A 24514-nucleotide genomic window follows, 5' to 3' on the forward strand; every position below is an offset into this window, starting at 1 on the left:
AAACACAGGTAATATAAAGTAGTTTAAAAGTAACTATACTTTAAAGATTTTATTTAAACCCGGTCAACGTTATTCAGGCATATACACACTATCCACTATCCACTATCCACTATCCACTATCCACTAAATAAAAAAACCGTTTCCCAATCATTATTGGAAAACGGTCAATTTCAATAAGTAATGTGCCTAAAACCTTAAAACCAAATAACTCTTATGAAGAGTAATTTTTTCTTTCGTCTGGAGTACTTGAGCGTTACATTGAAAACCTAAACGGCAATCTAGGTTTTCAAATGTAATATCTAACCAAACTCATTTGTAGATTTAGAAAGCATTCAAGCTTGCAAAATCCCTAATTAATATCTTACTAGGTTTTCTTGATGAAAAATGAATTAAACTATCTTTCTTTAACTCACCTAAAACTCTTGCTACGGTCTGTCTAGAAGTATCTGTAAGAAAAGCTATCTCCTTATGTGACATCCCATGATTTATTAAAAGCTCATCAAGCCCTATTTTTATTCCTCTGTTTTTTCCAGTATTAACTATAAAGTCTACGATTCTAGCTTTAGCTTTCTTGAAAATGAAATTCTCCATTCTCTTCTCAAGTGCGTTTAACCTCGTTACTACTAAATTAATTACACTGTTAGCAAACCTCTGATTGTGAAGTAGTAACTTTTGGAAATCATCCTTCCTAATCATCAATAAACTGATCGTTCCTTTCATTACCTCAGCAAACTCTTTTCGAGTATTCACCGATGTAAATATGTTCTCACCAAATACATCCGACGCATGAACGATATCCTTTATCAATATTTTTCCGCATGAAGAAGTAATCCCTAATTTCGCACTTCCATCAGTCACAAAATATACATGTGAACCATCTTCTCCTTCTCTATAAATCGTCTCTCCTTTGAAAAAACTCTTCTCCGTTATTTTTCCTGACAACCATTCCAATTCTTTATCAGAACATTCACTTAAAATTGGAAATTCTCTCAACGTCTCAATCATATTATTGTGTTGCATCTAATTGTTAAAATTTTAGCGTTAGTACATCCATGACGAACCAAATATTTTATACCCCCAAAAAGAAAATAAAAATTTATTATTTTTTTTATCTCCCTTGTGAATGACTGTGTTTGTTGGGAATTCTTAGCCTAATTTATTTTATGAAAATAAATAAATGCCAAGATGAAGAATTTTGTGATAAGATATTTAGGGGTACTCCAACTGTGGTTTGACCTATAGTATAACAATCAGATTAGGATGCTTAAGAGGAGCTTGTGCTTAAATACGAGAAAAAAACTCTCGTACTCAAGTACGAAGTCCATTAGGAAGGAAAGTAAAACAAGATTAAGATGTCTAAAAGGACCTTGGGTTTAACCCGAGATTGTGAGGTAATTTCATACTCAAGTACGCGGTCCATTGACATTATAAATGGCAAGATTTCTTTTAAAATAGTTTTCTCTAGACGTCCTCTACCGTTACGCCCTTCCAGAAAGCAACCCTGTCTTTGATTACTTTTGCTGCATCAGATGGATCTGCATAATACCATACAGCATCTTTATTTTCCGATCCATTTACATTAAGGGTGTAGTAATTTGCTGTTCCTTTCCAAGGGCAGTAGGATGTCGTCTCACTTTCCTTTAATAAGTCCTTTTTTACAGACGAAATAGGAAAGTAATAGTTATTCTCAATGTTTGCTAAGTCATCACTTTCTGCAATCACTTCTCCGTTCCAAATAGCTCTTTTTTTCATTTTTCAATGTTTATTTATTACTCAAACATTGCATGAATGCATAATGTTTCATCCATGCTTAAAACATTGACCTAGAAAAACCGACTTGTCTTACACCTTACTTTCTAACTAATAACTTACGTCTTTCCGGACCTGTAGAAACCATAGTGATTTTTGTCCCTAACATCTTCTCTAATTGATCTACATAGTCTTTAGCGATACTTGGTAGCTGATCATAAGACTCCACGTCATCAAGAGATGTATTCCATCCTTTGATTTCTGTATAATTAGTCTCAATTCCTTTCATATTTAGGTCATATGGAAGCTGAGTCGTTTCTGTACCTTCTACTTTGTAAGATTCGCACACATTAATCGTTTCGAACTCATCAAGAACATCTAGTTTTGTCACAACGATTTGCGTCACACCATTTAACATGACTGTATAATTCAACTGAGGAATATCATTCCATCCACATCTTCTCGGACGGCCAGTAGTAGCGCCAAACTCATGTCCTAATCTTCTTAATTTTTCTCCAGTTTCATCCTCTAACTCAGTAGGGAAAGGTCCTGATCCAACTCTTGTGCAGTAAGCTTTCACGATTCCGATAACTTCTCCGATCTGCTGTGGTGCAATACCTAGACCAGTACAAACTCCCGCAGTAATTGTATTCGATGAAGTTACGAAAGGATAAGTTCCGAAGTCAATATCTAACATAGACCCTTGTGCTCCTTCTGCCAAAATTTTCTTTCCACTTTTAATGGCCTCATTGACAAAGTATTCGCAATCGATCGTAGGTATCTCTTTTAATTTCTCAATACACTGAAACCAAGCTTCTTCCTCTTCTTCTATATTGAAATCGATCGTTGGGTATCCTTGAAGAAGACCCATGTGCTTTTCTTTCAAAGCATTGTATTTATTCTTAAAGTCTGGTGCAAATAAATCTCCCACTCTTAAGCCATTTCTTCCAGTCTTATCCATGTAAGTAGGTCCGATTCCTTTCAAAGTAGAACCGATCTTTTCCTTACCTTTCGAAGCCTCTGATGCAGCATCTAACCATCTGTGAGTAGGAACAATTAAGTGCGCTTTCTTAGCTATAAATAGATTTTCTTTATATTGAATAGATGCCGAATCTAACTTATTCAACTCTTTCTGAAATGTGATCGGGTCGATAACAACACCATTTCCGATAACATTCTTGATATGACTTCTGAAAATACCAGATGGGATGGTATGCAACACGTATTTCGTTGATCCAATAACGATGGTGTGACCAGCATTAGGTCCACCTTGAAATCTACAAACAAGGTCATACTTATCTGCTAAATAATCTACGATTTTCCCTTTTCCTTCATCTCCCCATTGTAATCCTAATAAAACATCTACTGCCATTCTATTTTTTATAAGTTGGTTATGATACAGCTGTCTAGGTTGCTGTAAAGTTTAAAGCGTAAAAATAGGAAACTGCTTGGGATAAAAACCCATTCTGGAGATTAATTTATATTTTTTTTAATATGTATTCAAATGTGTCATGAAGGATGCTAAGGACGCACAATAATCATAAATTATATTGGTATCAAATTTTATATGGATTTCTTTTCTGTATTTCTTCAAAAAAAGGTGAAGAAATCAGATTAAAGGTGCCAACTAATTATTACTAGATTACTGAATGATTAGTATCCTACAATTAGCAATGTATTGTAATTAAATTCATTAGCAGCAAAAAAGACCCTAAGGAATTGTTTCAATTTATAGTCAAGTTGATGTCTGCTTGAAAATATATTAAAAGATGATTGCCAGACTTTACTAAGATCGAGAATTAATGTAATGACTAGTTATTGTTTTTATACTCGCAGTCACTTTCACATTTACCATATAAATTTAAAGAGTGGTGAGTGATCGTGAATTTCATAAGGTCGCCCATCATTGATTTTATTTGCTGGATTCTAGGGTCACAAAACTCAAGTACTTTGCCACAGTCTACACAGATGATGTGGTCGTGTTGCTTAAAGCCGTAGGACTTTTCATATTGGGCTAGATTCTTACCGAATTGGTGCTTGGTGACCAAGTCACAGACAACCAAGAGCTCAAGCGTATTGTACACAGTGGCTCTACTTACTCGATAATTCTGGTTCTTCATGTGAATATATAAGGCTTCCGCATCGAAATGATCCGTTCTTCTGTATATCTCCTCCAAAATAGCATACCGTTCCGGAGTTTTTCGAAGCTTATTTTTTTCTAAGTGGGCTGAAAAAATTGTTTTTACTTCTTTGATGATTTCGTCTAAGTACGTCGCTTCTACATTCATGAATTATATGACTTATCTACTCTTGTAACACTCGAAACGCCATCTAGTTGTTGGAGTGAATGAACAGCTTGATTTAATTGATTTTTATTGGCAACAAATAAACCCACTTTCCCTTCGAAATAGCCTTCTGCGCCTTCTATAGAAAATGATCTAATATTTAAACCTAAAAAAGAAGAGATTTGTTCCGTGATTTTTTGAATGACTCCAGGGCCTGAATCCACACCGGTTACAATTAGATCCACTACAAAGTTAGAATTAGACCCACCTGACCACTCGGCTTTCATCACCCGATAACCATAATTAGCGAGCATATTAGTTGCATTCGGGCAATTAGTTCTATGGATTTTCATTCCACCGGTAGCACTTAGAAATGCAAAAATATTATCACCTTGGACTGGGTTGCAACAGGAGGACAGTGTGTATTTATACATGTCAGCAGGCTCACCATTGATCAGGATTTTCTGCTGATTATCATCTTGTCTTCGCGGTCTTTTCTTCTCTTTCTCTTCTGCTTCAGACACCGCTTCAGAAATGATGTCTTCTACTTTTTTCTCGATCAATTTTTGACCATGAACATCAAATAGCTTAAGGTCTAATAAGTTAATATCTTCTCTGAAAATTCCATAGTATAGGTCCACTCTACTTTTGTATCCGAAATATTTCACAAGCATGTCAATATTAAGCTCAAAGTCAGCCTTCATATTTTTCAACTTACGCATCAAGGTTTCTTTACCGAATTCACCTTGTTTACGTCGTTCTTCTTTCATCGAAGACCTAATTTTAGATCTTGCTTTTCCGGTGACCACCATCTTAAGCCAGTTCTCATTAGGCTTTTGGCTTTTATTCGTGGTAACATGAACTTGGTCTCCGTTCGAAAGCTTATATCCCATAGGGACTAGCTTATTATTGACTTTTATGGCAGTGGCATTATATCCTACATCTGTATGGATATCGAATGCGAAATCTAGTGCTGTCGCTCCTTTAGGTAGAATACGCATATCACCTTTCGGAGTAAAAGCGTAAATTTCCTCAGAAAATAGATTCGTTTTGAAATCATTAATGAATTCAAGAGCTGTGTTTCCTGACGTATCAAGCAAGTGTCGGATACCATCTAACCATTGATCATATACGGAATCAGAATCTTTAACCCCTTTGTATTTCCAGTGTGCCGCGAATCCTCGTTCAGCGATTTCATCCATTCTTTCTGATCGAATCTGAACTTCTACAAAACGACCTTTCGGTCCGATCACGGTGGTGTGTAAAGATTCGTACCCATTACTTTTTGGGGTAGTTACCCAGTCTTTAAGTCGCTCTGGAATAGGGAGGTAGATATCCGTAATCTCAGAATAGATCTGCCAACAACCGCTTTTTTCTTTTTTAATATCTGTGTCAATGATCACCCTTACTGCAAAGATATCGTAGATCTCATGAAGAGGGACTCTCTTTTTTCGAATTTTATTAGCGATGGAAGAAATAGATTTCACTCTTCCTGTAATTCTATAATCGAAATCCATTTCGTCGAATTTCGGTTTTAATGGTTTCACAAACTCATTAATGTATTTCTGTCTATTTCTTTTCGAATCTACAAGTTCCTTTTCTATTTCTGCGTACAGTTCAGGCTCAGTGATTTTCAAGCATAGGTCTTGAAACTCAGTTTTTACATTATATAACCCAAGTCTATGTGCTAATGGAGCGTATATAAAGCTCGTTTCAGCTGCAATTTTTAATTGTTTATGCTGAGGCATCGAACCAATAGTCCTTAGATTGTGAATTCGATCGGCCATCTTGATAAGGACAACTCTTACATCCTCTACAAGTGTGCTTAGCACTTTCTTGAAATTTTCAGCTTGTGGACTTTCTACATTGTATAATCCATCTAACTTGGTAAGTCCATCTACTATGGTTCGGATTTTCGGTCCGAACATTTTATCTATTTCTTCGATGGTAACTGGAGTGTCCTCTACAACATCATGCAATAATGCGCTGATCACTGCGGTAGGACCTAGGCCAATTTCCTCAGCACATATTCGAGCGACCTCAATAGGGTGGAGAACATAAGGTTCTCCAGACTTCCTACGCTGACTACTATGCGCTGAGACGGCAAGCTTGTATGCTTTGTCCAAGTGAATTTTGTCTTCATCAGTTAAAGAGTTGACAATAGACTTCCTCAGCTTATTATAAGCTTTGCGAATCGTCTTTAATTCGGTTTCATTTATAGCTGTAGCGGTTCCCATTAATCGTAAAAATCCTAAATAATTAAGTTCGAATATATATTAATAACATGAAACAAATGATAGAAATTCCAAGTCAGTATAATATTTTTTAGCAAAACTACTCTGCATGCATTGAAATTTATAAAAAGATATTATCTTTGCCATCCCTTAGCGATAATGTTGCTAAGTTAATTGAAGTTATCAGGTGAAACAATCCTGAATTTGCGGGCGTGGTGGAATTGGTAGACACGCTAGACTTAGGATCTAGTGCCGCGAGGTGTGGGAGTTCGAGTCTCCCCGCCCGCACTTCTTTTTTAATACACTTTCTTGTCAACGGATCTTGACATCTATTTAATTTTACTAAATTATGAATATAACTAAAAATGAAATTGATGCATTAAACGCATCGCTTCATATCACTATTGAACCGTCTGATTACGAAGAAAAGTTTAAAGATGAACTTAATAAGTACAGAGGTAAAGCTTCCCTAAAGGGATTTCGTAAAGGAAAAACGCCAATAGCTACGATCAAGAAAATGTATGGTAAAGCAATTCTTGCTGAAACGATCAATAATATTCTTGGTGAAACACTGAATACTTATCTGACTGAAGAGAAAATTGAAACTTTAGGTCAACCTATCCCAACAGAAGATACGGAAGTAACTCATTTTGATGTTAAGAACTTAGGTGATTACAAGTTTGATTTCGACTTAGGAATCGCGCCTCAGTTTGAAGTAGCTGGAATGGATGATGGAATAGAAAAGAAAGTGGTGGAAGTTGCAGAAGAATCTGTAACGGAGGAATTTGAATTAGCTCGAAAAAGATTCGGTGGTGAAATATTCCCTGAAGATGATATCGAAGACAATGACCTATTAACACTAAGTGCAGTTGAACTGGATGGAGACAAAGTGAAGAAGAAAGGTTGGGAAACTGGATTTCAGATCTTAGTGAAAGATTTGGAAGATTCAGTTAAAGAAGAAGTTCTTAAATTGAAGAAAGGCGGGAAATTCAAATTTAACATCAGAAGCGTAGAGAAAGATAAAGACGAAAAGCACGTTAATAAGTATCTATTAAATTTAGATGAAGATGAGGAGAAAGAAATAGGAGATATGTTCGAAGGAACTATCGACAAAGTTTCTAGAATCTCACCTGCTGAAATTAATCAAGAGTTTTTTGACAAATATACTGGTCAAGAAGGGGCAGAAACTTCAGAAGAAGAAATAAGAGCTAAGATTAGAGCAAATATTGAAGAACACTATAATACTCAGACGAAGAACTTAATGTTCAAGGAGATTATGGATCACTTAATGGAGGCTAATAAAATAGAACTTCCGAATGCTTTCTTAAAGAGATGGTTGAAATTAAGCAATGAAAATGCAACTGATGAAGTTATAGAAGCGGAATTCGAAGCGTTTTCTCAGAATCTTAAGTGGAATCTAATTAAGAGTAAGTTAGAAGCAAAGTACGAGATAGAAGTATTGCCGGAAGATATTAAAGAAGGATTTAAGAAAAGAATTGCTGGATATTTCGGAGGAAATCCTCAAGGAATAGATCTTGATCAGATGGCTGAGTCTATGATGAAAAATCAAGAGCAATTTAGACAAGTATTTGAAGAAGAAAAGGCTGAGAAGTTATTTCAAGCCATTTCTGCTGATATGAATATCGTTGAAAACCCTATTTCTCTGGATGAATTCAAGGAATTGGTCAAAAAAGTTAACGAAGAGGCGGCATAAATTGCATTATTTTTAATCCTTATTGAGATCTTGCTGTTATATTGGCAAATAAAATAAAAAAATTATGTACGATAAGAATGAATTTTTAAAATATGCAACCAAGCATTTAGGCATGGGTAGGATGCATGTTGAAAAATATATGAACACATCAGTGCCTAATATTCAAGGATTTACACCACAAGTTATCGAAGAGCGTCAAATGAACGTTGTAGGTATGGATGTATTTTCAAGGTTAATGATGGATAGAATCATTTTCATGGGCGTTCCAGTAAATGATTACGTTGCGAACGTTATTCAAGCACAATTACTGTTTCTTGAGTCTACCGATCCAAAGAGAGATATTCAGATGTTTATAAATAGTCCTGGAGGATCAGTGATAGCTGGTATGGGGATATATGATACAATGCAATATGTTTCTCCAGATGTAGGGACTATATGTACAGGTCTTGCTGCTTCTATGGGTGCAGTTTTATTGACTGCTGGAACAAAAGGTAAAAGAACTTGTTTACCACATTCAAGAGTTATGATTCACCAGCCATCTGGAGGAATGCAAGGGCAGTTTTCTGATATGGAGATTTCATATAATTTGATTAAAGATTTAAGACAAGAACTGTATGATATCTTAGCGAAACATTCAGGAAAGTCATTCGAAGATATAGAGAAAGATAGTGATAGAGATAAGTGGATGACTGCAACGGAAGCGAGAGATTATGGTTTAGTGGATGAAGTTTTAGATCGTTCTAAAGAAAAAGAAGCTTAAAAAAAATTGGTAATGAAGAGTCAGGGAGATAATTATAAATGTTCATTTTGCGGAAGAGATAAGGGTGATGCTTTAATCCTAATTGCTGGATTAGAAGGTCACATATGTGAAGTATGTGTTGAGCAAGCTCATGATATGATAAAGGATGAGCTTGGGAGTGGAAAAAAGAAAAAATCTTCTGGAGGAAAGTCATTTAATCTTCCTGACAACATTACGCCTGTTCAAATAAAGAATTACTTAGATCATTATATTATCGGTCAGACTGACGCAAAGCGTTACTTATCTGTTGCGGTTTACAACCACTACAAAAGATTGAACCAGAAGGTAATAGATGATATCGAAGTAGAAAAAAGTAATATCTTATTCGTTGGTCAAACTGGTACTGGTAAGACCTTATTAGCGAAGACGATCGCTAAGTTTCTAGATGTTCCGTTCGCGATTGTAGATGCTACTGTTTTTACAGAAGCAGGTTATGTAGGTGAAGATGTGGAATCTATGTTGAGCAGATTATTGCAAAACTGCGATTTCGATGTTGAAGCTGCAGAGAAAGGAATTGTATACATCGATGAGATCGATAAGATCGCACGTAAAAGTGATAATCCGTCGATTACAAGAGACGTTTCAGGAGAAGGTGTACAACAAGCAATGTTAAAGATGCTCGAAGGTACAGAAGTAAATGTTCCGCCTCAAGGAGGTAGAAAGCATCCTGAACAAAAAATGATTAAAGTTAATACTAAGGATATCCTCTTTATTTGTGGAGGTGCCTTTAGTAAAATTGAGAATCATATCGCTAGAAGAATGAACACTCAAGTGATAGGATTCAATAAGACAGAAGATCAAAGAATCGAGCAGCATGAATTGTTAGAGTATGTTAATCACAGCGATCTGAAGAGTTTTGGATTAATTCCAGAATTGATAGGTCGTTTACCTGTTTTAACATTCCTAAGACCGCTTGATAAAGAAACGCTCATTCGTATCATGCAGGAACCTAAGAATGCATTGATTAAGCAATATCATAAGTTATTTGAATTAGAAGGTATCAACCTGATATTCGAAGATGAAGCTTTAGATTATATTGCTGATAAAGCGCTTGAATTCGAACTGGGAGCTAGAGGGTTAAGATCTATTTGTGAAGCGATCCTAACAGACGCGATGTTCGAACTACCTTCTAAGCGAGGTGAAGTGGATGAATTTATCGTTAGCCGTGAATATGCTGAAGAGAAATTATCCAAGTCTAAGTTGAACAAACTTAAGGCGGCTTAGAAACTTCTAATATTTATTGATGCAGGATAGCAAGTTGCTGTCCATTTCGTTGTACAGTAGAGCTAGACTTGCTATACCGTTTACTTTTCATTATTCTTGATGTGACTTTCCTTATTAATGGATTTCCTTTTTACTTTTATTTCATGAAAAGATATTTCGTTTGGATTCAATATAATGGTACCCGGTTTTCTGGGTGGCAATCTCAGCCGAATGCACCCACCATTCAAGACCTTATAGAATCTAAACTAAGTATGGTTCAAAGAGAAGAAATAAGGGTTGTAGGCTGTGGAAGAACAGACGCAGGCGTTCATGCTTCCGATTATGTGTTCCACTTTGACGGACTGATAGAAGATGTAGATCATCTAATCTTTAAGTTGAATAGAATGCTAGGAAAAGATGTTGCGGTGATTAAGATCCGAGAGGTATTACCCACAGCACATGCAAGATTTGATGCCATTAAAAGATCTTATGGCTATCATATATCTCAGGTGAAGAATCCATTCAAAACGGAAGTAAGCTATCATAATCTTTATGTTTTTCAGAAAGACCTAGAAATCCTAAATAGAGTAGCTGCAGAGTTTCTTAAGCATGACGATTTCTTTCCATACTGCAAGTCCAATTCAGACGTAAACAACACAAAGTGTCATATTTATCGAAGTGAATGGGAAATACACAATGGCGAATTAATCTTCCATGTGGAAGCGAACCGCTTTCTGCGCGGCATGGTACGACTGCTGGTCGGTAGCTGTTTGAATGTTGCTAACGGGAAGCTAAGCATTGACGAAATCAAAGATGCCTTTAACAATCAAAGAAGACTGAGCAAGGATCTAAGCGTTCCCGCTCATGGTCTTTTCCTCAACAAAATTACTTACCCAGATGATTTATTCGTATAAAGGGAAATTATGCATATATGCATTGATTTCCTTTTTAACGCTTAATTGAACTTCTTCGTTATCAATATTAGTAACGATCTGATCTATCCAGTCAACTGTTTTAATGCAATCAGCTTCTTTAAAACCTCTTGTAGTGATGGCTGCAGTTCCTACTCTGATACCAGAAGTGACGAAAGGACTCTTATCGTCGAAAGGAACCATGTTTTTATTAACCGTAATATCCGCTTTTACAAGTGCTTGCTCTGTAGCTTTACCTGTTACATTTTTCGATCTAAGATCGATTAGCATTAAGTGATTATCTGTTCCACCTGAAATTAAGTCGTAACCTTTCGCAACGAATGCTTTAGCCATTGCCTGAGCATTATCGATCACCTGCTGACCATATACTTTAAACGATGGATCCAATACTTCTTGGAAAGCTATGGCTTTTGCTGCGATCACATGTTCTAATGGTCCTCCTTGCATACCTGGAAAAACGCCACTATTAAGAATAGAAGACATTTTGATAATGGTCCCTTTCTTAGTCGTTCTGCCCCATGGATTATCAAAGTTTTCACCCATCATGATAATTCCACCTCTAGGACCTCTCAAGGTCTTATGTGTAGTAGAACTAACAATGTGACAGTAAGGCATCGGATCATTTAGATGCTTTCCTGCGATTAAACCTGCTGGATGTGCAATATCTGCTAGCAGAATAGCGCCTACAGAATCTGCAATCGCTCTAAATCTCGCATAATCCCAATCTCTAGCGTAAGCCGAAGCACCACACACGATTAATTTAGGTTGTTCCTTCTTAGCAATCGCTTCGACCTTATCCATATCGATAAGACCTGTTTCTTTTTCTACGCCATAGAAAAATGGACGGTATACCTTCCCTGAAAAATTCACCGGAGAACCATGAGATAAATGTCCACCATGAGAAAGATCAAATCCAAGTATTTTATCGCCAGCTTCTAAGCAAGCTAAGAAAATCGCAGCATTTGCTTGTGCTCCAGAGTGAGGCTGCACATTAGCATAGGAAGCTCCGAATATTTCTTTAAGCCGATCTATTGCAATATTTTCTATTTTATCAACAACTTCACATCCTCCGTAGTATCTCTTTCCAGGATATCCTTCAGCGTACTTATTCGTAAGGCAAGTGCCCATAGCTTTTAGTACGTTAGCAGAAGTAAAATTTTCAGAGGCGATTAATTCTATACCTTCTCTTTGTCTTGTAAGTTCGTCGTTGATTAAGTCAAATATTGGATCAGCCATTAAGTCGTTTTTTATTGGAAAGTGCAAATGTAAATTTAATCCTTTAAAGATTAAAGTTTATGGATTATAGTTTTGCAAAGAAGGAAGTAAACTTAGGTTTTTTTAATGGTCAATGTTTTTCGCTTATCAAGCGATATAGCAGAGGAGAAAGTAAAGGTAGTAATGCTACGAAGCGTTGAATCAAAGGATCTTAGAGATGAAAGTATTCTGATTATCTGGAGAGCTGTGAGGTGAATAGCAGAAAATGAGCAATAAAAAAGGGCTTCTCGCATGCGAGAAGCCCCATATTTTATCATTAAGACTAAGAATTATTGATTAACTCCTAATGCTTTTAATGTTTCGAAATCAAGACTTCCGATAGGAAGGTTGTTCTCTCTCTGGAATTTTACTAAAGCAGATTTAGTAGAAGGTCCCATGTCATTATCAGCACCTGCAGGTCCTAAGTTGTAACCTTTAGCGATCAAAGCATTTTGTACTCTTCTTACTAAGTCTGAAGTAATATCACTTTCACAAACAACTTCTCTCCATTCAGTGAATCCACCTTTTTTAACTAATTGTCTCTTAGTTAAAGTTTTGTATTCAGCTGGGATTTCTGTTGTTGTAGTTGAAGCAGGAGAAACTAATTTCTGGAAAGATCTAGTTTCATATTGAGCTGCAACTGCATCAGTGTTAGCTGCTGCTTGATTAGCTAATTTCTTGAATGATCTGTTACTGTATTCAGCAGGAATTTCTACTGTAGTAGCAGTCGCATCGTTAGCTAACTTTTGGAAAGTTCTAGTTTCATACTGAGCAGGAACTTCAGTTGTATTAACTGTAGCATCACTTGCTAATTGTTGGTATGTTCTAGTTTTGTAAGAATTACAATCAGTAACTGCAGTTCCACCGTAAGTGATGAATTCAGTTCTTCTGTTCTTTCTTCTTCCATCAGCAGTGTTGTTAGTAGCAACAGGAGAAGATTCACCCATTCCTTCATAACTTAATCTACTAGCGCTTATTCCGTCAGCAACTAAAGCATCATATACAGCTTTTGCTCTTGCTTGAGATAAAGACTGATTAGCTGCTTCACCACCTTGGTTATCTGTGTGACCTACTAATTTAGCAGTGATCTTAGAATCTTTAGTTAACATATCTTTTAATACACTGATTTCAGCATAAGAAGATTGGTTTAATACTGCAGATCCAGTTTGGAATGTAATGTTATCCAATGTCATTGTTTTTCCACAAGGAACTTCTTCAACTGAAGCATCAGAAGCTAATTGTCTGAAAGTTCTTGTCGTGTACTGTGCAGGAACAGTAACAGATGTAGTTGTTGCATCTTTTACTAATTTCTGGTAAGAAATGGTCTCATATTGAGCTGGCACTTCAGTTTTTGTACTAGTTGCTGGTGAAACTAATTTCTCATGAGTAACTGTACCATATTGTGCAGGAACTTCTACTCTTTCAGTAGTTGCAGGAGAAACTAATTTTTGGTATGATCTAGTTGTGTACTTAGCATCCATTTTGTTAGCTGTAGAGCTAGCAGGAGAAACTAATTTTTGGTACGTTCTAGTCTCATATTGAGCAGGAGCATCTACAGCTTGTGTAGTTGCAGGTGTTACTAATTTCTGGAAAGATCTTGTTTCATACTGAGCAGGAACATCAATTGTTCTTGTACAGTCTGCACCATTATCAGCCCATCCACTATCACAACCAACTCTTACTTGCTTAGAAACAGTTCTGTATTGAGCAGGAACTTCAACTAAACACCATACTAAACAATCTTCAGGATCAGCAGAAAGACAGTTTTTGTCTGCTTTCTTTTTTACCCATTTTGTGTCAGCTGGAGAAATTTCAATTTGCTCAGTAACTGTTTCAAATTTAGCAGGTTTTCTTTCGATTCTGCTTGAAGCTTCTTTAGTTAAAACTTGCTCAGTAACAGTTTCGTACTTTGCAGGAATAACCTTTAAAGTTTGGAAACCGTCCTTTTTAAGAACTTGCTCAGTAACAGTTTCGTATTTCGCTGGAACAGCAGATAATACAGTGTAACCATCTTTTACAAGAACTTGCTCAGTAACTGTTTCGTACTTCGCAGGAATAACTGTTAATTTAGAAGAAGCTTCTTTCGTTAAAACTTGCTCAGTAACTGTTTCATACTTAGCAGGAATAACAGAAATGGTTGAATAACCAGCTTGCTTTAAAACTTGCTCAGTAACTGTTTCGAAAGTAGCAGGAATAACTTTTAAAGTTGTGTATCCTTCTTTCGTTAAAGTTTGCTCAGAAACTGTTTCGAATTTAGCAGGAATTACTCTTAAAGAACCTGTACCTTCTTTAGCTAAGATACGCTCAGAAACTGTTTCGTATTTAGCAGGTGTAACACTTAAAGTGGTTCCAGCCTCTTTAGCTAATACTTGTTCAGAAACTGTTTCAAAAGTTGCTGGTTGAATAGAAATAGAAGAACCTGCTTCTTTAGTAAGAACTTGCTCAGAAACTGTTTCAAAAGTTGCTGGAGCTGTACTTAATTTAGTAGCTGCTTCTTTTCTTAATACTTGTTCGCTTACTGTTTCGTATTGAGCAGGAACAACTGAAACTCTTTGAGAAGCTTCTTTTACAAGAATTTGCTCAGTAACAGTTTCATATTGATCTGCGATTAAACATTTCGCATAACACTTTCCTGGCTCAGCTGGTGGCATATCGTCACCAGGTTGTGCACTAGCCACATAAACGGCTAACAGAAGTAGAGTTGTAAAAATAAAGTTTGTTTTTCTCATAGTAACATAAGAATTTTTAGAAAGTTAGAAATAAAATAGGATTGAACTATTTTTTGTTAAACATAATTTTATCGTGCAATGTGCCTGATTATTGGATCGACTTTGGATAGCAGAGGAAAAACTTTTTTATGGTTTTATTCTGTACCAAGTTGTTGATACCCAATGAAAAAGGTACAATAGTATTGTCTTTAAATAATACTTTAATTTCGTTTTTTGATGTGTTATAAGCTAAATTGCTTTCGGTACCTAAGATGATCAGCTCATTTGCTGTTTCCTCATCAATACTAAAGGCTTTCTGAATCTTAAGACGGATAATTTCTACATCGTCACATTTAAATTCTTCATCTTGCATTCTAATTTGGAATAACTCCCTGTTAATTAGGCCATTGGAAAGAAAATTTAATGTAAAATTACTACTTTTTGTAAACTTTTTAACCAAACTAAAGACATCATAATCATCTATTCTTGCATATTTGGTTAAAATGTCGCTTTGGTTTACTTCGAACGCTCTTTTCGAAATCTTGTTTGTTAAAAAGTAGCCAAAATCCTCATTATAAAATTCATGAACATTAGCTTTAAAATGCTCTTTTACTAGTCCTACGAATCTTGCTAGCATTTGTTCGGAAATAATTGATGTCTTGTGGAGATAAACTTGCCAGTACATCAATTTGCGCGAAAGTATAAATTTTTCGATTGAATAGATGCCCTTTTCCTCAATTAAAAGCTCATCATCCCTAACATTTAACATTTTAATGATCCTATCATAGGATATTACGCCTTCCGCTACTCCTGTAAAATAACTATCTCTGTTCAAATAATCTAATCTATCCATGTCTAATTGACTGGAAACTAATTGATGCAGAAATGCTCGGTGATAATTTCCTTTGAAAATTTCGATGGCTAGATCTAATCTGCCAGGAAAGATTTTATTAAACTCTTCCATGAATGCAAGAGAAATCTCCTCATGAGAAACATCTATAAAATTACCTTCTAGCGCATGTGAAAATGGCCCATGACCGATATCATGGAGTAGAATAGCTATGCTGACGGCTTCTGCTTCTTCTTTAGAAATTTCGATATCTTTCTCCCGCAAGATTGCTAACGCTTGCGTGGTGAGGTGCAAGCTGCCTAACGCATGATGAAATCGGGTGTGTAGCGCTCCAGGATATACGTAATGGGATAGACCCATCTGGCCAATTCTCCGTAATCTCTGAAAGTAGGGATGATTTATTATATCATATAGGATCTCAAATGGAAAACTAATAAATCCGTAGACTGGATCATTGAAAATTTTCTTCTTATTCAATACAGGTAGTTAGTTTAATCAATTATTTATTTCGCAAATTTAGCGCCATAATTTTTAATAATGAGTTATAGGGTAATATATCATAAACTGCAATCGTTTCGAACTTGTTCACTTTTGAACTCAATAAGAAAATAAAAAATACAATATATGTCAGGAATAAAGATACTTTGGGCAGATGATGAGATAGAAATGTTAAAGCCGCAACTTTTTTTTCTAGAGAAGAAAGGTTACGAAGTTGTTACAGTATCTAATGGCTACGATGCTTTAGATGAGCTCAAAGAAAACAATGACATCGATGTCATTTTCCTTGATGAATCTATGCCTGGTATCACTGGGCTTGAAACATTGGCAAAAATAAAAGAAACCTCCCCGAATATTCCAGTAGTAATGATTACGAAGAATGAGGCTGAAAATTTAATGGAAGAAGCCATCGGGTCGCAGATAGACGACTACCTTATTAAGCCTGTTAACCCTAATCAGATCCTACTTACATTGAAAAAAATAGTAGATAACAAGAGGCTTGTTAGTGAGAAAACAGCTTCAGATTATCAGCAAGAATTTAGGAAGATTTTAATGGATATCAATAGTGGTCTGGATGTAGAAGGCTGGGTAGAGACGTATCGAAAAATTATCAACTGGGAGCTGAAATTGGATGAATCTGAAGTAGAGCAAATGATGGATATTCTGTCCATGCAGAAAAATGAAGCGAACAGTGAGTTTTCCAAGTATGTTGTTAGAAACTATGAAAGCTGGCTAAAAGGTGATGGCCCTACAATGTCTAATACGTTAATGCGAAAGAAAGTTTTCCCAATCCTTGAGGAAAATAAACCTACGGTTATGTTACTTCTTGATAACTTGAGATATGACCAATGGAAGATGATAGAACCCATTTTTATGGAGTTATTTAAGAAAGAAGATGAAGATTATTTCTTTTCCATATTACCTACATCCACTCAATACAGTAGGAACGCTATCTTCTCTGGCTTAATGCCACTTGAAATTCAAAAAATGCATCCTGACTGGTGGTTAAATGACAATGAAGAAGGAGGTAAAAATTTAAAGGAAAAAGAACTATTAGAAGATCAGATTAAGCGGGTTATGCGTAAGGATATTAAATCTGAATACATAAAGGTTACGAATACCTATTATGGTAAAATGTTAAATGATAATATTCAGAATTATGTACAGAATGACTTAACAGTAATCGTTTATAACTTTATCGATATGCTATCTCACGCAAGAACAGAAATGGAAGTGCTGAAAGAATTAGTAAGAGATGAAAAAGCATATAGGTCGTTAACCGTTTCTTGGTTTAAGAACTCGCCACTATGGACCGCATTACAGAAAATAGCCGATAAGGATATTCGATTAGTAGTCACTACTGATCACGGTACGATAAGAGTGAACCAACCTTCTCGAGTAGTGGGAGATAGAGAAACAACAACCAATCTTAGGTATAAAGTTGGACGGAACTTAAAGTATGAGAAAAAGGATGTATTAGAGTCAGTAGATCCGCATAAGTTTGGCCTTCCAAAGCCTAATGTGAGCTCAAGATTTATATTTGCGAAAGCGGATAAGTTTTTCTTATACCCGAACAATTACAACTACTATAATAATTTCTATACAGATACTTTCCAGCATGGAGGTATATCACTTGAAGAGATTATTTGTCCAGTTGTCACATTGGTTTCAAAATAAATTAAACCATCTATTCTATAAAGTGTCAGAAGTAAAGTAATTTCAACGGAACAAAAAAAACCTAGAAAAGCATGAAATTAACATTTAACATGCGTTTAATATTTCTGACACTTTTATGTAGTACAATTCTCGGAACGGCACAGGAAAAACTACCTAATATCATTTTGATCATGGCTGATGACATGGGATATGAAACGCTAGGAAGTTCAGGGAGCACGTCCTATTCTACACCTCATCTGGATTCGATGGCGGCGCATGGAATTAGATTTGATAATTGTGTTTCTCAGCCTTTATGCACTCCCTCTAGAGTGAAAATAATGACGGGCTTGTATAACTATCGGAATTATGAATACTTCGGACAGCTTAGGACAGAAGAAAAGACCTTTGGTAACTTACTGAAGGAAAATGGATATGCGACGTGTATAGCTGGAAAATGGCAATTAAATGGGCTCGCTTATACAGATGAAATTAAGGACTGGAATAACAGCAGTAGGCCTGTTGATTTTGGATTTGAAGAATATTGTCTTTGGCAATTGACACAGCATTCTAGAAAAGGAGGGCGCTATGCTGATCCTCTAATAGAACAAAACGGAAAGCTACTTGATCGGAATAAGGATGATTATGGTCCAGATATTTTTTGTCAATATATCTTAGATTTCATTGACCGAAAGAAAGATGAGCCATTCTTTATTTACTACCCGATGGTGTTAGTTCATGATCCTTTCGTGCCTACACCAGATTCGCCAGAATGGCAAGATGAAACCCTTCGAAATAAAAAGGATACTTCTTTTTTCTCGGATATGGTAAGTTATACGGATAAGATCGTCGGAAAGATAAATGCTAAACTCGAAGCTTTAGATTTAGCAGATAATACCATCGTAATTTTTACTGGTGATAATGGAACTCATCCTTCTATTTATTCGAAAACAAAATCTGGCACTATTCGCGGAGCAAAAGGGAATACAATAACTGCGGGAACACATGTGCCACTAATCGTGAAATGGGGAGACCAGATAGAAAAACCATTTGTGTATGATGGATTAATCGAGTTCAGTGATTTCTATGCAACTTTCGAGGATCTAGTGGCCAATGAAGTAAGTGCAGACGGAAAAAGTTTTCTGCCTTTGCTATTAGGTGAGCGTAATTTCACAGATAGAGAAACCGCATTTGTACATTATAATCCGAAATGGGGAAAGAATGTTAATCGCTTCAAGAATCAGTTTGTTAGAACGATAGACTACAAGCTTTATCAAGATGGGAAATTCTATAATCTAAAGGAAGATGTTCTTGAGCAGAGTCCAATTCAAGATGGAGCAATGACCGCGGAAGAAGCTAAGATTAGAACAGCACTGGAAAAAGAGATGTCTAAGCATCCGAAATGGGAAGTAGAGTGAAGAAATATATCTTAATACTTTTCTAGTAACAATAGGTTTAGAGGTTACATTTTATCATTATGCTCGATCAGATCATTGTTTATCAATTTCTTAGTGATAAGATGGAACCTGATAATCAGCATAATGGCAGAAGCGGTAAGCGATATCAATAATCCATACCAGAGACCGCTTGTTCCTAATGAAGTGTGGAAACCTAAATAATAACAAACTGGAAAGCCAATAACCCAGTAGGCAATGAAAGTAATAATCATAGGTTTTTTAACATCCTGTAATCCTCTTAATCCACCTAATACTACTGCTTGAAACCCATCGGACAATTGAAAAAGTCCAGCAACGACTATTAGTGAAGATGCAATCGAGACAACTTCTATATTGTCAATATATATCCATGGTAAAAGGTCCTTGGTTAAAATAAACCCAATGGCAAAAAACGCATCAATTACAATCATTAGTAAAAAAATAGAAAAGCCAATTCTACGAAGCGCTTTATAATTCTTCAGCCCTTTTTGATTTCCAACTCGTACAGTCGCTGTTACGCCAAGCCCTACCGCAATCATGAAGGTCATCGAGGCTAGATTTAGCGCAATCTGATTAGCAGCTTGTTCATTCACTCCTAGCATGCCAGCCATTAACACAACTGCAGTAAATATGGATACTTCGAAGAACATTTGCAGAGCTGTAGGATAGCCTAAGTTATAGATTTTCGCAAGCATTTTTTTACTAATATTAGCAAAAGAAAATTTCCTTAGAAATGGCTTAAATGCCTTTCTCGTTCTAAAAATGTAGATGAAGAATACAACCATAAATACCCTAGATACTAATGTGCCTATTCCAGCGCCTACGATCTCAAGTCTAGGGAAGAACCAATGACCATAAATAAGGAAGTAATTCAATACCACATTGATGATATTAGCCACGATGGTAGCTTGCATTGCAAATTTAGTCAAGGACAAACCATCAGCAAATTGTTTGAATCCCTGAAAAATAAGTAGAGGTATAAGGGATAATGATATTACTTGAAAATAGGGGATTGCGAGAGTGACAACTTCTTCAGGTTGATCCATCCATTTCATAATGGGTTGTATGAAAAGCATTGCGATGAACAATACGATTCCTAATATGAATGACATCAGCACTCCGTGTTCTAGAACAGCTCGACCTCGTTTTAAATCTTTAGCTCCGTCTGCTTCTGCTATCAAAGGAGTAATTGCAAATGTGAAACCTATACCAAGGGAGAGGGCAATAAATAGAATGCTATTCGCTAGTGATACGGCTGCTAAAGGTGCTGCTCCTAATCGACCTACCATGATGTTATCTGCAAGCCCAACAAAAACCTGACCTAGCTGTCCTAACATCACGGGGTACGCGATCGTTAAGTTCTGTTTGAATTCCGATGTGTAGCTATTTAAATTCAAGATTCTATTTAAGCTGCGAATATATAGTTTCTTAGCGATAGTGGATTCACTTACTAACCTACTTTTAAGTTCTGTTAGAAAAATAGCAGATTTGGTATAGGTATAGAAAAAGATAGCTGCGAATATACCTTTAGAATAAGCTTTTAGATACGCTAGGATAGTATTAAGCGTTTTCTTTATCTATTAAGTGCTCGAATAATTCTTTATGCCCATTTATAAAGAATTCATAGTTCTTATAACTAGGTATAAATGTTATTCTATTGCCAAGACTTCCTTTAGAATTCAGGTGTATCACGATCAATTTAAAAATACCATAATTCTGCTCGTCGATCTTCTGAATATTAGAATAATCATAAGCATATGTTTTCATATAATTACTGGCATAAAATTTCTCTGGTCCCATATCCACTCTTAGCAATTTCATGAAGGTGAAATAAAGAAATAACCCGAATAAAATATACATTATAACATAGCCAGTTCTAAACTGCCAAGACCCCATAAAAGGTATCTTGTCAGGATCTATCAGAAAGATAGCGACCAAGAATGAAGTGAAAAATACAAACCAAAATGTAGGTATAAATATTTTCAGGAATATGGTTATATTATTGGATACTCTTCTCAATCGTCTAGGTCAGGTTGAACGCGTTTAGAAATAACAATACTTATCTCATATAAGATATAAACTGGGATACCAATTAAAAATTGAGTAACGATATCAGGAGGTGTTATTACTGCTGCCAATATTAAGATCACAACTATAGAGTGTTTTCTGTATTTCTTCATGAATTCAGGGGTTACTAGCCCGATTTTAGAAAGGAAATACACAACTACTGGGAGTTCGAAAACAATTCCAGTAGGAAGCGTGAACATCGTCATATAACTAACGTAAGATGCTAATGAAGTGGAATTGTTTACATCGACTCCTACAGAATAATTACCAAGAAAATTAAGTGCAAATGGAGCAATGACATAATATCCGAATGTTACACCCATTAAAAAGAGCATAGAACAAATAAATACAATACCTCTTGCATGCTTTTGCTCCTTAGCATATAAACCTGGTTTTACAAAACGCCAAATTTCCCAGAATACATATGGGAAAGCACAGATAAGGCCAAGTATTGCCGATGTTTTTATGTGGACAAGAAATTGCTCACCTAGTAATCGAGGGATGATTTCAAGGTTAGGTGGAGAGAAACACATCGATTCTCCTAAAGAACAGAAAAAACGGAATGTAGGAAACCATTCATTCATTGGTCCCATAATAATAGTGTCAAAAACAAAAGACTTGGCGCCAAAAATTACTATTGCGAAAACGAAAATCGCCACAACAGATCTTAGTATATGCCATCTTAATTGTTCCAAGTGATCTAAAAATCCCATTTCCGCTTCTACTTCTGCGGGTTTTAGCTCTTTGCTCTTCTCTTTCCTTTTAAATATTTTTTTCATCGGTACGCAAATTTACATCTATAAGTTAAATATTTTAGTGAAAAAAAAGTTTTCTACAGATGTATAAGTTAATTTGGTATATTTTTGCTCGAAATATAACACGTGGACCTATTTATTAATATTTTAATTTTTGCTGTAAGTTTAGGAGTTTTGCTCAAAGCTTCTGATTTTTTTGTGGAATCTGCAGAGAGAATTGGATTATCATTAGGGATATCTCCATTCATAATTGGAGTAACCATTGTTGCATTTGGAACCTCATTACCTGAGTTGGCTACATCTATTGCCGCCGTATTTTCAGGGTCTTCTGAAATTGTTATTGGAAATGTAATTGGTTCTAATGTTACAAATATTTTATTGGTATTAGGAATAACAGCAATTGTAGCGAAAAGGATTGTGATGGATTTCGATATTATGGATATAGAAATGCCCTTGCTGGTTGCATCTGCATTTTTCTTATATTTTGTATTGTCCGATAATCAAGTTACAATTTATGAATCCATTTTATTTTTAGTTGCATTAGTTGTCTTCCTTATGAATTCATTTGGCCAGACAAAAGAGAGCAACGATAAGCCTGCATTCGCAATAAGGGATTTATTGATTCTCATTGCTGCTGGTGTAGCAGTATATTTGGGAGCTAATTATACGATTTTTGCTATAGACAAAATTGCTACACAATTAGGAGTAAACCAAGATTTCATAGCACTATCTGTTTTGGCATTGGGAACATCTTTACCTGAAGTAGTGGTTAGTATTGCGGCCGCTAGAAAAGGAAAGCCGGGCATTGCAGTCGGTAACGTTCTTGGTTCTAATATCTTTAATACCTATGCAGTAGTCGGCATCCCTAGTCTATTTGGAAATTTAGTTATTCCAGAAAGTACGAATAACTTTAGTTTGCCATTCATGGTCGGTGTCACGATCCTTTTTGCTATCGCTTGTATAAGCAAGCGAATTAACAGATGGGAAGGTGTAATGCTTGTTATTTTCTATATCTATTTCATTTTCGAATTAGCTAAAGATATGTTCTAATAATACAAGCTATCTTAGAACTCATAGACGAAGCCTGTACTTACGGTAATAAAATGTAGCCAGTTTCTTGTATAACCATCTCCTGGACCGCTGTCATCAGAACTTGTTCCTACGGCTCCTCCTCCTAAATACCTAACATTTAAAAATGTATTCACATGATTTTCAATTTTATAGCCTGCTCGTACACTTGCATCCAATATGGCACCTACGATTTCATTTGTACTTCCGTTTAGATAACTAACTGGTGCATAAATTCCATCTGCTTCTATTTCTCCATAAAAACGATCAGTGAAATTAGATCTACCTCTTATTTTTAAAGCTGGAACAATACCAATATCGGTATTCGTCCTGAACCTTTCACCGTCAGTTGACTCGAAAGAAATTGTAGCATTTCTTATTTGTATAGTACCACCAATACCAAAACTGTATTTTTCATTATCACTTAATAGCTCTCTCATATAACTCAACCTATAAAATGGAAAGTTGTATAGGAAATCTACTCCACTGCCGGCTGGATATGTTAGATTATCTACGATAAGATCTTCAGACAGTAAAGCTGTAGTTTTAATAGTTAATGGCTGATATAAAAATACGAAGGTATTTTTTTTCTTGAATTCTAATTCTAAAGAAAGACGAGTGACTGGAAATAATGTATTTTGACCACCTTCTTTTACATAGTTTAAATAAGTCCCATTTTGTCCAAATTGAATTTTATGATCTAGAACACCGAGAAAGCCAATTTCAGCAACGGCGCTTAACTTTATTTGATCATCATTCGAGTAAATAGAAATTTCATCTTGAGCTGATATCCTTCCCAAGCTTAACATAATTAAAAGGTATAAAATGTAATTAACTTTTCTCATTGAATATTTTTCTATTATAATATTATAATTCACTAAAAGTTCGAAATTGAATATTTCAAAATTTGAAAATTCATAATCCGCGAATTAATTTAAAAGCCTTACTTTTGATAAAAAATTAAAAGATGTTTGGAGACTTAATGGGTAATATGGAGGAGAAGCAGAAAGCACTCCAGGAGAAATTATCTCAGATAGAAGTTGAGGCTAATTCAGGTGATGGAGCAGTCGTGGCGAAAGTGAATGGCAACAAAGAATTGTTAAATATTAAAATTGATCAAAATAAAATAAGCCTCAATGATGTTGAAGAACTTGAGGATTTAGTTTTAATTGCTGTAAATCGTGCATTATCTGAAGCAGGTACTAAAGCGGAAGCTGAATCTCAATCTTTAATTAGTGACATGCTACCTCCTGGGTTAGGAGGCTTATTTGGTTCGTAAATGAAATTATTTTTTAGTATACTTTTTTCA

Annotated in this window: 20 protein-coding genes and 1 tRNA gene; 9 read left to right on the top strand and 12 right to left on the bottom strand. The window is 35.7% G+C overall.

The window, feature by feature from the left end; translation table 11 throughout:
* Positions 1-321: 321 nt before the first annotated feature.
* From L2586_RS23750 to L2586_RS23770, 5 genes are all read right to left on the bottom strand, one after another.
* A complete protein-coding gene (locus L2586_RS23750) occupies positions 322-1020 on the bottom strand; it encodes a Crp/Fnr family transcriptional regulator (RefSeq protein ID WP_235295500.1) in 699 nt (232 codons plus the stop codon).
* A gap of 441 nt (positions 1021-1461) precedes the next feature.
* The gene (locus tag L2586_RS23755) at positions 1462-1752 is read right to left on the bottom strand and encodes a DUF427 domain-containing protein (RefSeq protein ID WP_235295501.1); all 291 of its coding nucleotides are present in this window, start codon (positions 1750-1752) and stop codon (positions 1462-1464) included.
* Positions 1753-1849: 97 nt separating this feature from the next.
* Entirely contained in the window at positions 1850-3121 is a 1272-nt protein-coding gene (locus tag L2586_RS23760) for an adenylosuccinate synthase (protein ID WP_235295502.1), read from the bottom strand.
* Between the two features lie 439 nt (positions 3122-3560).
* Positions 3561-4037, bottom strand: coding sequence for a Fur family transcriptional regulator (locus L2586_RS23765; RefSeq protein WP_235295503.1), 477 nt, complete (start codon positions 4035-4037; stop codon positions 3561-3563).
* Entirely contained in the window at positions 4034-6271 is a 2238-nt protein-coding gene (locus L2586_RS23770) for a RelA/SpoT family protein (protein ID WP_235295504.1), read from the bottom strand. Before L2586_RS23770 ends, L2586_RS23765 begins: the two co-directional genes overlap by 4 nt.
* Before the next feature lie 203 nt (positions 6272-6474).
* Between L2586_RS23770 and L2586_RS23775 the strand changes: the two genes are divergently transcribed.
* The 5 genes from L2586_RS23775 to truA all read left to right on the top strand — a co-directional run bounded on the left by L2586_RS23775 (position 6475) and on the right by truA (position 10898).
* Positions 6475-6556, top strand: a tRNA-Leu gene (locus tag L2586_RS23775).
* A 61-nt stretch (positions 6557-6617) separates the two neighbouring features.
* Positions 6618-7982, top strand: coding sequence for a trigger factor (locus tag L2586_RS23780; protein WP_235295505.1), 1365 nt, complete (start codon positions 6618-6620; stop codon positions 7980-7982).
* Between the two features lie 64 nt (positions 7983-8046).
* A complete protein-coding gene (locus L2586_RS23785) occupies positions 8047-8742 on the top strand; it encodes a ClpP family protease (protein ID WP_262914222.1) in 696 nt (231 codons plus the stop codon).
* 12 nt (positions 8743-8754) lie between these two features.
* Positions 8755-10005 (top strand): ATP-dependent Clp protease ATP-binding subunit ClpX, encoded by a 1251-nt coding sequence (clpX, locus tag L2586_RS23790; protein WP_235295506.1) that lies wholly within the window; start codon positions 8755-8757, stop codon positions 10003-10005.
* A gap of 143 nt (positions 10006-10148) precedes the next feature.
* Entirely contained in the window at positions 10149-10898 is a 750-nt protein-coding gene (gene truA / locus L2586_RS23795; RefSeq protein ID WP_235295507.1) for a tRNA pseudouridine(38-40) synthase TruA, read from the top strand.
* Here the strand turns inward: truA and L2586_RS23800 are convergent.
* The 3 genes from L2586_RS23800 to L2586_RS23810 form a co-directional block, all read right to left on the bottom strand.
* Positions 10887-12152, bottom strand: a complete 1266-nt coding sequence (locus L2586_RS23800; protein WP_235295508.1) for a serine hydroxymethyltransferase — start codon at positions 12150-12152, stop codon at positions 10887-10889. The genes truA and L2586_RS23800 overlap by 12 nt on opposite strands.
* A gap of 308 nt (positions 12153-12460) precedes the next feature.
* Positions 12461-14899 carry an OmpA family protein gene (locus L2586_RS23805; RefSeq protein ID WP_235295509.1) on the bottom strand — a complete coding sequence of 813 codons (2439 nt, stop codon included), beginning with the start codon at positions 14897-14899 and terminating at the stop codon, positions 12461-12463.
* A gap of 88 nt (positions 14900-14987) precedes the next feature.
* Positions 14988-16205, bottom strand: coding sequence for an HD domain-containing protein (locus L2586_RS23810; protein WP_235295510.1), 1218 nt, complete (start codon positions 16203-16205; stop codon positions 14988-14990).
* A 147-nt stretch (positions 16206-16352) separates the two neighbouring features.
* On the opposite strand from L2586_RS23810, the gene porX reads away from it, so the two are divergent.
* Together porX and L2586_RS23820 are read left to right on the top strand one after the other, a co-directional pair.
* The gene (gene porX / locus L2586_RS23815; protein ID WP_235295511.1) at positions 16353-17903 is read left to right on the top strand and encodes a T9SS response regulator signal transducer PorX; all 1551 of its coding nucleotides are present in this window, start codon (positions 16353-16355) and stop codon (positions 17901-17903) included.
* Between the two features lie 71 nt (positions 17904-17974).
* Complete coding sequence (locus L2586_RS23820) at positions 17975-19297, top strand: sulfatase-like hydrolase/transferase (protein WP_235295512.1); 1323 nt, start codon at positions 17975-17977, stop codon at positions 19295-19297.
* A 44-nt stretch (positions 19298-19341) separates the two neighbouring features.
* Here L2586_RS23820 and L2586_RS23825 read toward each other — a convergent pair whose 3' ends face one another.
* The 3 genes from L2586_RS23825 to tatC form a co-directional block, all read right to left on the bottom strand.
* The gene (locus tag L2586_RS23825) at positions 19342-20712 is read right to left on the bottom strand and encodes an MATE family efflux transporter (protein ID WP_235295513.1); all 1371 of its coding nucleotides are present in this window, start codon (positions 20710-20712) and stop codon (positions 19342-19344) included.
* Positions 20713-20875: 163 nt separating this feature from the next.
* Positions 20876-21136 (bottom strand): hypothetical protein, encoded by a 261-nt coding sequence (locus L2586_RS23830; RefSeq protein WP_235295514.1) that lies wholly within the window; start codon positions 21134-21136, stop codon positions 20876-20878.
* Positions 21137-21330: 194 nt separating this feature from the next.
* Positions 21331-22161, bottom strand: a complete 831-nt coding sequence (tatC, locus tag L2586_RS23835) for a twin-arginine translocase subunit TatC (protein WP_235295515.1) — start codon at positions 22159-22161, stop codon at positions 21331-21333.
* Between the two features lie 102 nt (positions 22162-22263).
* On the opposite strand from tatC, the gene L2586_RS23840 reads away from it, so the two are divergent.
* Positions 22264-23187, top strand: coding sequence for a calcium/sodium antiporter (locus L2586_RS23840; protein WP_235295516.1), 924 nt, complete (start codon positions 22264-22266; stop codon positions 23185-23187).
* Positions 23188-23201: 14 nt separating this feature from the next.
* On the opposite strand, the gene L2586_RS23845 is transcribed toward L2586_RS23840, so the two are convergent.
* A complete protein-coding gene (locus L2586_RS23845; protein ID WP_235295517.1) occupies positions 23202-24050 on the bottom strand; it encodes a hypothetical protein in 849 nt (282 codons plus the stop codon).
* Between the two features lie 122 nt (positions 24051-24172).
* On the opposite strand from L2586_RS23845, the gene L2586_RS23850 reads away from it, so the two are divergent.
* The gene (locus L2586_RS23850; RefSeq protein ID WP_235295518.1) at positions 24173-24484 is read left to right on the top strand and encodes a YbaB/EbfC family nucleoid-associated protein; all 312 of its coding nucleotides are present in this window, start codon (positions 24173-24175) and stop codon (positions 24482-24484) included.
* Positions 24485-24514: the final 30 nt, after the last annotated feature.

The sequence above is a fragment of the Portibacter lacus genome (genome assembly GCF_021533215.1).
Lineage (GTDB): Bacteria > Bacteroidota > Bacteroidia > Chitinophagales > Saprospiraceae > Portibacter > Portibacter lacus.

Coding starts and splice junctions, on each gene's coding strand:
- L2586_RS23845 (WP_235295517.1), bottom strand. CDS start 24,050: ATGAGAAAAGTTAATTACATTTTATACCTTTTAATTATGTTAAGCTTG.
- L2586_RS23800 (WP_235295508.1), bottom strand. CDS start 12,152: ATGGCTGATCCAATATTTGACTTAATCAACGACGAACTTACAAGACAA.
- L2586_RS23805 (WP_235295509.1), bottom strand. CDS start 14,899: ATGAGAAAAACAAACTTTATTTTTACAACTCTACTTCTGTTAGCCGTT.
- L2586_RS23760 (WP_235295502.1), bottom strand. CDS start 3,121: ATGGCAGTAGATGTTTTATTAGGATTACAATGGGGAGATGAAGGAAAA.
- clpX (WP_235295506.1), top strand. CDS start 8,755: ATGAAGAGTCAGGGAGATAATTATAAATGTTCATTTTGCGGAAGAGAT.
- L2586_RS23820 (WP_235295512.1), top strand. CDS start 17,975: ATGAAATTAACATTTAACATGCGTTTAATATTTCTGACACTTTTATGT.
- L2586_RS23755 (WP_235295501.1), bottom strand. CDS start 1,752: ATGAAAAAAAGAGCTATTTGGAACGGAGAAGTGATTGCAGAAAGTGAT.
- L2586_RS23770 (WP_235295504.1), bottom strand. CDS start 6,271: ATGGGAACCGCTACAGCTATAAATGAAACCGAATTAAAGACGATTCGC.
- L2586_RS23780 (WP_235295505.1), top strand. CDS start 6,618: ATGAATATAACTAAAAATGAAATTGATGCATTAAACGCATCGCTTCAT.
- L2586_RS23830 (WP_235295514.1), bottom strand. CDS start 21,136: ATGAAATTGCTAAGAGTGGATATGGGACCAGAGAAATTTTATGCCAGT.
- L2586_RS23850 (WP_235295518.1), top strand. CDS start 24,173: ATGTTTGGAGACTTAATGGGTAATATGGAGGAGAAGCAGAAAGCACTC.
- L2586_RS23750 (WP_235295500.1), bottom strand. CDS start 1,020: ATGCAACACAATAATATGATTGAGACGTTGAGAGAATTTCCAATTTTA.
- tatC (WP_235295515.1), bottom strand. CDS start 22,161: ATGAAAAAAATATTTAAAAGGAAAGAGAAGAGCAAAGAGCTAAAACCC.
- L2586_RS23785 (WP_262914222.1), top strand. CDS start 8,047: ATGTACGATAAGAATGAATTTTTAAAATATGCAACCAAGCATTTAGGC.
- porX (WP_235295511.1), top strand. CDS start 16,353: ATGTCAGGAATAAAGATACTTTGGGCAGATGATGAGATAGAAATGTTA.
- L2586_RS23765 (WP_235295503.1), bottom strand. CDS start 4,037: ATGAATGTAGAAGCGACGTACTTAGACGAAATCATCAAAGAAGTAAAA.
- truA (WP_235295507.1), top strand. CDS start 10,149: ATGAAAAGATATTTCGTTTGGATTCAATATAATGGTACCCGGTTTTCT.